Origin of the sequence: Algoriphagus sp. (assembly GCF_024642405.1) — a bacterium.
Lineage (GTDB): Bacteria > Bacteroidota > Bacteroidia > Cytophagales > Cyclobacteriaceae > Algoriphagus.
On the sequence record NZ_JAHEBC010000133.1, the window covers coordinates 1 to 10,097 of the forward strand.

Consider the following 10,097-nt stretch of genomic DNA (forward strand, 5'->3'; position numbering starts at 1 on the left):
TCAGGAATCTGGACAAAACGCAAGATGTTGCTTTCTTTGAGATACGCGACGCATATCGTTTCAATGAAAGGGAAAACATTAAAACAGATGGTGCAAGCTTCAACTCAGGTCGCAATCCAAGTTATGGCGCCAGCCTGAATTATCATTTACCTGAAAATTTTACGGGTGATGCAAAAATTGAGATTAAAGATGCCAATGGTGAATTGGTGCGTAGCTTGCAAGCCAATAAAAAAGCAGGTGTCAACCGTGCCCAATGGGATTTACGTTATGAACCTACATTTCAGCCAAAACTACGCGTTTCCCCTCCGGGCAGACCTTGGGTACAGCTCAACGGAGAAGGATGGAGACCTTTGGTACAATGGGATTTAGACCTGATGGCTGGCCAATATGGACCAAGAGTTGTTCCAGGTGAATACATGGCAACTTTGATCTTGACAGATTCCACAGGAAATGAAGTAGCCCAGACCTCAGCCAATTTCACTGTATTGAAAGATCCCTATGCCGATGGAAGCATAGAAGACCTGCAAGCACAGGTCGCTTTCTCTTTACAACTGCGTGATGCAATGAATTTGGCAGTAAGCAATATCAATTCGGTGGAACTTCTGCGAAAGGAACTTGAAACAATTCTCGCAGAGGAATCAGATCGGGAAACGCAAATGGAAGCTCAAAGACTAAAAGTGGCTGCTGAAGAAGTAGCCTCTAAACTCTATGACATCCAATTAACAGGAGCACGTGAAGATGCATTTCGCTCACCCATCAAACTCTATGGTCGATTGAGCGCCTTGGCCAGTGATATCAATGCCAGTGGTATTGACTACCGTCCCACCGATCAGCAAGGGGAGGTTTATCAAGTGTTAGACGCACGTTTAAAAGTTGCTATTGAGCAATTCAATGACTTAATCAATAATGACATTCAGGAATTCAATAAAGCATTGGAACGCCAAAACAGACGAATTGAAATTGAGAAAATAGGAAGGGAATAGAGGTTGCAATTGAACTACCAGTAATCGAAAAAAATATTCATTAAGGTGTAATAATTTTCTGCACGAGCCACTAACCAAGAAAAGATTAGAAATTATGACACTTAAAGAAGCAATTAATTATTTCGAAAGTTTAAATTCAGCTACATCTCAAAAATCGAAAAGAGCTATTTTTCAAAAATTCATTCATCTATTGAAAAACTTGGAGAATAAAGATTTATCAACTTTGGAATTGAAGGTGGTCGAACAGACACTGGACGGTTTGGGGTTAGAAGCTGAAGGCCCTAAAAACAATAAATACTTCAAGAAGGCACTTGGCCATTTTCAAAAAAAGATGAAAGAACTTCTTTCTCTTACCCCTGAAGGGTATTACACAAATTTGGGAGTTGGATTGGGTGCTTCATTTGGAGTTCTTTTCGGGATTGTTGTGCTATCCAGTTTTGAGCGATCTATGGGAATCTCCTTTGGTATATCTATCGGAATGCTCATTGGAATTCTTGTCGGACGTAATTTAGATGCTCAAGCAAAGGCTTCAGGAAAGATGATTTAATTATCCAAGCGTAAGCTACTTTCTCGGCACTTTCAGAATCTTATTGGAACTAAACTTAACTACGATAGTCAAGGGAATCAAAATACCTTACTTTCCTAAACATTCAATTCCAAGCAAAAGAGTTAAAGCTATCTCCTTACCTTTAATATATCACATTAGAAGTGTGGATAAAAATGATTTAATAAGCTCACCAAATCAAAGGAATTGAAAAGACTATTTAGTTTTAAAAAACTTAAAGTCAAATTGGGGATTGAGCAATAAAAATTGTAAAATAAGTAGCAATTTTATGACGCGACTATGAGTTACAAAGTACATCGCCTTGAGGTCAAAAGTGACAATATGCAGGAAAAATTAGAACGGTTTTTAAATAATCTTAGTGGTGAAATTATTTCGATAATACCGAATGTAAAACCAACAATGATGTTTTTTGGTGGGTCAGCAAAAATCGACTATTTGTTAATTGTTGAAAAAACCAATTAATTCCTTTTCCTTTTCTAAACCTACTTAAGTTCCCCTTAGGGAATGGTTGTAATCCATCCCAAAAACTATAAGGCGGTTCAAATCCATCATATGACCGAATCAAAAATTCAAGGTTAATTATTAGTTAAATTCTCGAACTTGAAGTCTCAGACAAATCCAATACACGCATATGCTAATAATACCTGATGATAATATCCCAGGACTTCTGGATTACAAAAAGTTGATTGAATCCCTTCGAGATATTTTTCAGTCTGATTTTACCATGCCATTACGGCATCACCATTTTTATAAAACGAAAGAAGGAGACGACAATACCTTGATCTTGATGCCGGTTTGGAATAGCGAGTACATGGGCTTGAAGCAGGTAACTGTGGCGCCGGCAAATGCAAACGTTAATAAACCCACTATTCATGCACAATACATTTTGAGTGATGCTAAAACAGGGAAACCTTTAGCTTACATGAATGCTACTGAACTTACAGCCAGAAGAACAGCTTGTACTTCTGCTTTAGCCGCCTCTTACCTTTGCCGGGAGGATGCAGAAAATCTACTGATTGTAGGAGGAGGTAAAGTCGCACAACATTTAGCTCAGGCTCACTTAGCTGTTCGGAACTTTAAAACCGTAAGTGTTTGGATGCGAAATCCATCCAAATTAGATGAATTTGTTTATAATTTGAATGAACAAGGGATTCCTGCTGAAGCTGTCACTGATTTAGAAGAAACAGCCAGAAATGCAGATCTTATTTCCTGTGCTACCCCTTCTAAAACGCCTCTTATTAAAGGGGAATGGCTAAAACCCGGAACACATTTAGATTTGATGGGATCCTATAAGCCGGACACCCGAGAAACCGACGATGCAGCTATTCTTAAGAGCTCTATCTTCGTTGATTCCCGTGCGGGAGCTTTGCATGAGTCAGGCGAACTTGCACTTCCAATCGCTGATGGGATCATTGCAGAAAATGATGTGAAAGCAGATATCGTGGAACTGATTAAAGGCATTCATCCTGGTAGAACCTCAAACGAAGAAATAACGCTTTTCAAATCTGTCGGATTGGCTATTGAAGATCTTGCAGCTGCGCTGCTGGTTTATAAAAGTTATACTGTTAATTAGGTATTTCCCGAGGTAGATTTTTAGAACTTGCCTAAAACCCTTGACCTATAAAATGGTTTGATTTAAAATATTCCCACTATGGAAGAGAGACATTTCTTGTTCTGTTTGTGGATTTAAAATAGCTGAGGATTGCATGGTGTTTTGTCCCAAATTCAAAACGACAGTTACAAAAGAGTAATGGGGTTTCTCCAGCCAACTGAACATATATATTTTATCTCCAATTAATTTACTTTGATAAGGTAAGCCACCTCTCGTCACTCCTTTAAAGTCGCCTCCCAACCATTCATAGGTCAGTTGACCTTCATTAAAATCAATTTTTACTGTTCCAAGATCAGGATAATTATAGGTGACAGAATTTCCATCAAGTGTTTGTGAATTGGTCATGGCTATTGGGTTTAATGTGAAAAAAAATTAATAAAAAGGTAGATTTATAATAGCGGCAATCTCTGATCAAAATAATCGATTAATTCAATCTAATCAATTATCCCCATATTCTGAAACAATGTGATTTATGTACTCTGAATTACTGCCCATTGCTTGCTTACACTGCTTTCTAATTGATAATCAATCCCAAAAGGAAACAAATCCATCCAACTTGCAAGGATTATGGCTTTTTGCTTTAAATTAAGACCAAGAAAAACCACCTCCTATGAAAAAAATTCTTCTTGGCCTTCTCCTCGTAGTCATTGCAATAATTGCGATTCTATTGATTAATACTTTTCGGCTTAGCTCCAAACAAGTCGAAGCAGAACCCATAGAAAAAGTCACTTTCTCCGATCAGGTTTACCAAAACCTTTCCAAAGCCATCACCTTCCGGACCATTTCAGTCAATGAGGATGCCATACCTGACTCAGCGGCTTTCTTTGGCTTTCATCGCTTTTTGGAAGAAACTTTTCCTTTGACTCATGCAAATCTTTCTTTGGAGAAAATCAATACCTATAGCTTGCTTTACAAGTGGGAAGGTTCGGACCCATCCAAAAAGCCTCTTATCATGATGTCCCATCAAGATGTAGTTCCAGTTGATCAACCAACTTTAGGAAACTGGGAGGCAGCACCTTTTGAAGGAAAAATCACTGATACGCATATCATCGGCCGCGGAACCATGGATGATAAAGGGACTTTAATAGCCGTTCTGGAAGCAGTAGAAAAACTACTATCCGAAAACTATGTTCCTACAAGAACCCTCTATATTGCTTCTGGTCATGACGAAGAAGTGGGTGGTGGAAAAGGTGCTGCTGAGATTGCAAAATACCTTAAAAATCAAGGCGTTCAAGCAGCCATGGCAATTGATGAAGGAGGATATATTGCTGAAGGCATGGTTCCAGGTGTAACAGCCCCAGTAGCCATGGTCAACTTGGCTGAAAAAGGATTTGCTTCCTTTCGATTAATCGTGGAGACCAATGGGGGACACAGCTCTGCTCCCCCTCGAGAAAACACCATCGGTATGCTTGCCCAGGCAATTGTAGACTTGGAAAACAACCAATTGCCATACAAACTGGTCAAACCAATTGATTCCCAGTTGGAGTATATGGGACCTGAACTTCCTTTTATGACCCGTTTGGCATTTGCCAATCCTTGGCTTTTCAAACAGAAAATCTTGGAAGGCTTAAATGCTCATACAACCACTGCCCCTACCATTATTGGAGGCGGAGTGAAAAACAACGTGATTCCTACAGTTGCCGAAGCCACGATAAATTTCCGGATACTTCCTGGCGAAACCATTGAATCGGTTCAGGCGCATATTGAAAGCACCATTTCCGATAAGATTCGAGTTGAGACAGTGGGCTTCTTAACCAATCCTTCTCCAGTATCCAAAGTAGATTCGGATTCTTATAGGATTCTAGAAAAAACAATTCGAGGACTATATCCTGAGGCGGCAGTGGTACCCGGGTTGATCGGAGGTGGTACTGATGCCAGATACTTTTATGATATCGCAGAGGATGTCTATCGCTTCTATCCCATGCGCCTCAATTCCGAATCCATGGCCCGATTCCATGGGATCGATGAAAAAATCAGTAAAGAGAACTATCAGGAAATCCTGCAATTCAGTTATCAGCTGATTAAGAACTTCAATTAAATAAAGAGATTTTCTCTCCAATTGTAAGCCCGATCTTGTTTGATTGGGCTTTATTGTGTAAAACCTGCTCATTCTAAGATTAGCGTTTATTGTTGATATTAAGTAAATTATTATTCGGCACGAGCCAAAAGCGAGTCCTGTCAGATCAAATATTACCGCAAAGAGATTTGGTTTTTATCAAAACTCAAAGCAAGGAAAAACTTTTTATTTTTTTCAGTAAACCCATACCTCCTAAAAACCATGAAAAGCCCAGCTAAAATTTTCATCTTCTTAATAGTTTGTCTCTCCTGTAAAAACGAAACTCAGCCAGTAAAAGGCACGACAGAGCATATCTCTGCCGTGACCAAAGAAGTTAATGATGTGGCTTTAGTAAATGCCAAAACTGATTCTAAAAATTGGTTGAGTTATGGACAAAATTATTCCGAAGATCGCTTCAGTCAACTGGCGGAAATTACTACCGAAAATGTAGGGACACTTGGCCTAAAGTGGTCATACGATTTAAACTCCACTCGAGGTGTAGAAGCCACACCAGTGGTAGTTGACGGAATAATGTACGTCACCGCACCATGGAGTATTGTCCATGCGATTGATACCAGAACAGGAAAACAACTCTGGACCTATGACCCAAAAGTACCTCGAGAAACTGGCGTTAAAGCATGTTGCGATGTAGTAAATCGAGGAGTGGCACTTTACCAAGGCAAAGTTTACCTTGCCTCGCTGGATGGACGTCTGATTTCAATTGATGCTGCATCAGGAACAAAGATTTGGGAACAGGTGACCTTGGACAGGACTAAGAATTATACCATTACTGGAGCTCCACGAGTATTCAATGGAAAAGTAATTATTGGAAATGGAGGAGCAGAATATGGCGTCAGGGGCTATATCACTGCCTATGATGCCGAAACCGGGGAACAAGCTTGGAGATGGTACGCGGTGCCAGGAAATCCGGATCAACCCTTTGAACAACCTGAATTAGAAATGGCAGCTAAGACCTGGGATCCGAGTGGAAAATATTGGGAACTTGGAGGTGGTGGCACCATGTGGGATGCTATGGCTTATGACCCCGAACTTAATTTGATGTACGTAGGCGTTGGAAATGGCTCACCTTGGAACAGAAGACTTCGCTCGCCGGGAGGTGGAGATAATCTATTTCTGTCTTCTATAGTCGCTTTAGATCCAGACAATGGAAGTTATAAGTGGCATTATCAAGGAACACCCGGTGATCATTGGGATTATACTGCAACCCAACCCCTGATTTTAGCTGATCTGGAAATTCAGGGCGCAAAGAGAAAGGTGATTATGCAAGCTCCAAAAAATGGATTTTTCTTCGTGATCGACCGAACGAATGGGGAGTTTATTTCTGCACAGAATTTTGTAGATGTCAACTGGGCAAGCGGATATGATGAAAAAGGGAGGCCTATGGAAATCTCAGCTGCTGAATATAAAAGCGGATCTTACGAGGCTATTCCGGGGCCAAATGGAGCACATAATTGGCATCCGATGTCTTATAATCCAAACACTGGGTTGGTTTACATTCCCGCCCAAGGAATCCCATTGGTGTTTGAAGATGACCCAAATTGGAAGGCCAATTCAACTGAGTCAGGAGCTTTTGCCTCTGGGACAGGCTGGAATACTGGAGTATTAGCCTCTTCAGTCCCTAAAAAATCAGCAACCTTCGGTCATTTATTAGCATGGGATCCTGTTAAGAAAGTAGCCGCATGGAAAGTAGAGCATGCCAGTCCTTGGAATGGAGGGACTTTAAGTACTGCAGGAAATCTGGTTTTTCAAGGAACTGCAGAAGGTAGATTTGTCGCTTACGATGCCCGAACCGGTGAGAAATTATGGGAAGTTCAGGTCGGTACAGGAGTCATAGCTGCTCCGATCACCTATGAAGTAGATGGGCAGCAGTTTGTAAGTATAGCTGCTGGTTGGGGAGGAAGTCATGGCATGTCCACGAACTATAGCGAATACCAAAATCAGGGAAGGGTGTACACCTTTGCCCTCAATGAGAAAGCTCCTATGCCTGAGCTTGAATTAAGAGAAGCCTCATCTATCCTGAGTGGCGTAACCTATGACCCCCAAGATATTGGACTGGGAACGAAGCTCTATATTACGCATTGTGTGATTTGTCATGGAATCCCTGTACTTGGTAAGGGAGGAAACATCCCAAATCTTGGATTTTCCACAAAAGAGAAAATTGAAAATTTAGAAACCTATGTATTGACTGACGCATTGAAGGAATTAGGGATGCCCAATTTTTCAGGAAAATTGACAGAAAGCGAGGTGGTAAAAATACAAGCCTTTATTCAGGGAACAGCGGATGCAGTCAAAGCACAAATGCAGGCTACGAATTAAAAGGTTGTAGAAAACTTGACAATAACCAAAAATTGAATTTCAATTTGATATACATTTAATTAAAATTCTTTTATCTGAAAATAGTATATTATTGTTCGGGAAATTAGCCAATCAGCAGCATAAATATTTATATTTCAGAGACTTCCCTAATTCTGGGAATACATTGAAAATTAGGCCATACCCTTACTTTAAAGCCAATGAAAAAAAATTATTTTTTGGTGACCAGTCTAGTTTTGCTTTCCCTATCCATCATTGGCTTCTCAGACAATCTTTTTACCAATATTGGCCAAAAAAGTAACAGTGATCCAAAATACATTATTCATGGTTTATTTTGGTTTGCATGGTTTATCATCCTTCTTATTCAGTCAAATTTCATTCGAAAAGGAAATTTCAAAGCCCATAGAAAACTGGGGATGCTTGGAATGGTAGCTGCAATTGGAGTTACCCTTAGTACTTTATATATTTTTATTAAAATTTACAATGGCTGGGACAACATGTCAGAGTTTGTCAAGGCAAGTCGGTTTTTTCTACCCTCCTTTTCCATTATGGTCCTCTTGGGTTACCTAAATCGCAGCAATACAGTTAAGCATAAGCGTTATATGTATTTGGGTACTTTATTTCCTCTGATCCCAATTTTAGACCGAGCCAGCGGTAGGATTCAATTCGGTTTGGATCTTGTTAATCAAGATTTAATCATCCTATTAATTTGGAATACCTTATTTATTTCCTTTTTCATCTACGATTGGATTACTCTTCGTAAAATCCACCCGATTACTTATTTAAGTTTTCTTTGGTTCTACCTGGTATGGGTAATTTCTGTTTATAGTTAATGGCTAAAAATCTATTTTTATAGGAACCAAAGGGTTATATTAAAAGTAGTCTAAAGTTTCTAACTCTGGATTTCATCAAATCCTACTCTAATGTCAAAATTTTTAATTTTTATACTCTTTGCTTTTTTTCTGATTTCTTCTTGCCAACAGCCAGCCAGAAATGCCTTCAGCCCAGAACTAAACGTCCCAGGTGAAGTATTAAAGTTGGGTGAAAATACTTATAAAACGGTTTGCGCTGCCTGCCATACTGAAGCTAACGTAAATCTGGCTCCTGCAAAAAGCCTCTTGGAAGGAATGTCTCCCCATGCAATCTTGGCTGCGTTGAATATTGGCAAAATGAGGGTACAAGCAGAGCAATTGAGCACAGAGGAGCGAGAAGCTGTCGCCCAATACATTACCAATCAAAAACTCGTAACAGTGGAAATTCCAGAATCTGCATATACTTCTTTCGAAATTACGGAGGAGGATATCTTAGCCGAATCCAACTATTCGGGTTGGGGTGGCGATATGGAAGGCACAGGTTTTCGTTCACTTGCTCAAGCTGGAATCACTCCCGAAAACGTTTCATCTTTGGAGCTTGAATGGAGTTTTGCGTTCCCCTATGCTACCATCTCAAGAAGCAAACCAGCCATTATAGGAGATTGGATGATTGTTGGGAGTCAGTTTGGAGAATTGTATGCTTTAAATCGTCATACTGGTCAAATCGGATGGATGTTTCAGGCTGATGCTCAATTACGAGGAGCAATATCTTACATTTCCAAAGAAGATAATCTTACCGCTTATTTTGCTGACTATGCTACCAACGTTTATTCCATAGATATCCGTACCGGTGAATTAAATTGGAAAAAAAGAGCTGGACATCACCCACTATCTTCTGTTACAGGCTCCGTAGTCGTTTATGAAGACATCGTTTACGTACCTATTTCTTCCTTTGAAGTAGTTTCTTCCCAAGATCCAAATTATGAATGCTGCACTTCTTCCGGTGGAGTAACTGCCATGGACGCAAAAACTGGAGAGGAAATCTGGAAGCATAAGGTTATAGCAGAAGATGTTGAAATTACCGGTACAAAAGATAATGGAGGCTCAATTTATGGCCCCTCAGGCGCGCCCGTTTGGGCAAGCCCAACTGTGGATATAAAAAGAGGATTGCTATATATTGGATCGGGTGAAAATTATACATATCCACCAACCAATACCAGTGACGCGATTCAGGCATTGGATCTGAAAACAGGAAAATTAATTTGGAATTGGCAGGCTACTAAAAATGATACTTGGAACTTGGCTTGCCCCGGAAGTTCAAATTGCCCAACTCCAACTGGACCTGATGTAGACTTTGGTATGGCGCCTATTCTTGTATATGATAAAATCAATGAAAGAGATATGCTGGTTGTAGGACAAAAATCAGGTGTAGTCCATGCCTTGCTACCTGAAACGGGCGAAGTGATTTGGCAAAGCCGGATCGGAAAAGGCGGCGCATTAGGTGGTATTCACTGGGGATTGGCAACCGACGGAGAGCTAGTCTACGCTGCAAATTCAGACAATGTCTATGCTTTAGATCCTAGTGACGAGACAATTGCTCCTTCACCAGGAATCTATGCTCTAAGTTTGCAAAGCGGAGAAAAAGTATGGAGTGTTTCCCCTCCACCTTGTGACTCAAAAACACGAGAAGTCTGTCAGCAATCAAATTCCTCCGCACCAACTGTCACTCCAGGAG

General features: G+C 40.3%; 7 protein-coding genes and 1 pseudogene. 7 read left to right on the forward strand and 1 reads right to left on the reverse strand.

All coding sequences use genetic code 11. The annotated features are described in order from the left end of the window. The 3 genes and pseudogenes from Q0L68_RS11355 to Q0L68_RS11365 all read left to right on the forward strand — a co-directional run. A pseudogene (locus Q0L68_RS11355) lies at nt 1-983 on the forward strand (glycosyl hydrolase); the annotation flags it as partial. A gap of 94 nt (nt 984-1,077) precedes the next feature. Continuing rightward, nucleotides 1,078-1,530, forward strand: a complete 453-nt coding sequence (locus Q0L68_RS11360) for a hypothetical protein (protein WP_296703038.1) — start codon at nt 1,078-1,080, stop codon at nt 1,528-1,530. 649 nt (nt 1,531-2,179) lie between these two features. Next, nucleotides 2,180-3,121, forward strand: a complete 942-nt coding sequence (locus Q0L68_RS11365) for an ornithine cyclodeaminase family protein (protein WP_296703041.1) — start codon at nt 2,180-2,182, stop codon at nt 3,119-3,121. Nucleotides 3,122-3,166: 45 nt separating this feature from the next. On the opposite strand, the gene Q0L68_RS11370 is transcribed toward Q0L68_RS11365, so the two are convergent. Next, on the reverse strand, nt 3,167-3,505 hold the full coding sequence (locus Q0L68_RS11370) for a hypothetical protein (protein ID WP_296703043.1): 339 nt from the start codon (nt 3,503-3,505) through the stop codon (nt 3,167-3,169). A gap of 265 nt (nt 3,506-3,770) precedes the next feature. On the opposite strand from Q0L68_RS11370, the gene Q0L68_RS11375 reads away from it, so the two are divergent. The 4 genes from Q0L68_RS11375 to Q0L68_RS11390 form a co-directional block, all read left to right on the forward strand. Continuing rightward, a complete protein-coding gene (locus Q0L68_RS11375) occupies nt 3,771-5,198 on the forward strand; it encodes a M20 family peptidase (protein WP_296703045.1) in 1,428 nt (475 codons plus the stop codon). A 240-nt stretch (nt 5,199-5,438) separates the two neighbouring features. Continuing rightward, nucleotides 5,439-7,553 (forward strand): PQQ-dependent dehydrogenase, methanol/ethanol family, encoded by a 2,115-nt coding sequence (locus Q0L68_RS11380; RefSeq protein ID WP_296703047.1) that lies wholly within the window; start codon nt 5,439-5,441, stop codon nt 7,551-7,553. A 197-nt stretch (nt 7,554-7,750) separates the two neighbouring features. Next, the gene (locus Q0L68_RS11385) at nt 7,751-8,383 is read left to right on the forward strand and encodes a hypothetical protein (protein WP_296703050.1); all 633 of its coding nucleotides are present in this window, start codon (nt 7,751-7,753) and stop codon (nt 8,381-8,383) included. A gap of 90 nt (nt 8,384-8,473) precedes the next feature. Beyond that, nucleotides 8,474-10,097: PQQ-binding-like beta-propeller repeat protein (locus Q0L68_RS11390; protein WP_296703052.1), on the forward strand; the 1,624-nt coding region annotated here is incomplete at its 3' end.